The organism is Arcticibacter eurypsychrophilus (assembly GCF_001730525.1).
In the GTDB taxonomy this organism is placed as follows: Bacteria; Bacteroidota; Bacteroidia; order Sphingobacteriales; family Sphingobacteriaceae; genus Arcticibacter; species Arcticibacter eurypsychrophilus.
On the sequence record NZ_MDFN01000074.1, the window covers coordinates 1 to 785 of the forward strand.

Genomic DNA, 785 nt, shown 5'->3' on the forward strand with positions numbered 1-785 from the left:
GGGGGTAAGAAGACATTAAACGAAGTTTGCAGGGAGAAAAATATTGATGTTACTAAAGTTGAAACCGAACTTCAACAACTTAGTACACTCAGTAAGGCAAGCAATGTTTCTTATGACGACTGGAACATAGATTTTCTCACTGATTATATAATTAACACGCATCACAGCTATGTACGCAAGTACTTACCGGAAATTAATACGTATGCTATAAAAGTAGCCCAGGTACATGGTGCCTTTCACCCCGAACTAGCCGAGATACGTTGCATCGTTGCTGATATTCATAAAGAACTTATGGAACATTGCGATGAGGAAGAGAAAGGCCTGTTTGCCTATATTAAGAAGTTGGTTTTTTCCAAAAATATGAATCGCCCGCTTGCCGAGGGGAAAATCTCCCTAGCCAGCCAAATTGAAGGGCTCGAGAAAGAACATGACTTTGTGGGCAGGGGTTTTGATAAGATCAGGGAACTGAGTTCTAATTACGCTCTTCCTGATGATGCTTGTGCCAGTTACCAGTTACTATTTAAAATGATGCAAGAGTTTGAAGATGATCTTCATCTTCACATTCATTTAGAAAACAATATTCTCTTCCCGAAAGCCATTGAAATGGAGAAGAGTTTAACCGTATAAATTAAACAAAATGGATATTCCTAATACAAAAGGAGAGCAAAAGCGAGTAGTGATTGTTGGGGCCGGCTTTGCCGGACTAACACTCGCCCGAAAGCTATCCGCCAAATATTTTCAAGTTGTACTACTGGATAAGAATAATTATCATCAATTCCAGCCCC

The 785-nt window shown here is 39.7% G+C and carries 2 protein-coding genes; both read left to right on the forward strand.

All coding sequences use genetic code 11. From position 1 onward, the window contains the following. Positions 1-627, forward strand: a 627-nt coding sequence (locus BFL47_RS19015) for a hemerythrin domain-containing protein (RefSeq protein WP_069661371.1), incomplete at its 5' end; no start/stop codon positions are given. A gap of 10 nt (positions 628-637) precedes the next feature. Continuing rightward, the coding region (locus tag BFL47_RS19415) for an FAD-dependent oxidoreductase (RefSeq protein ID WP_139125885.1) at positions 638-785 on the forward strand (148 nt) is incomplete at its 3' end.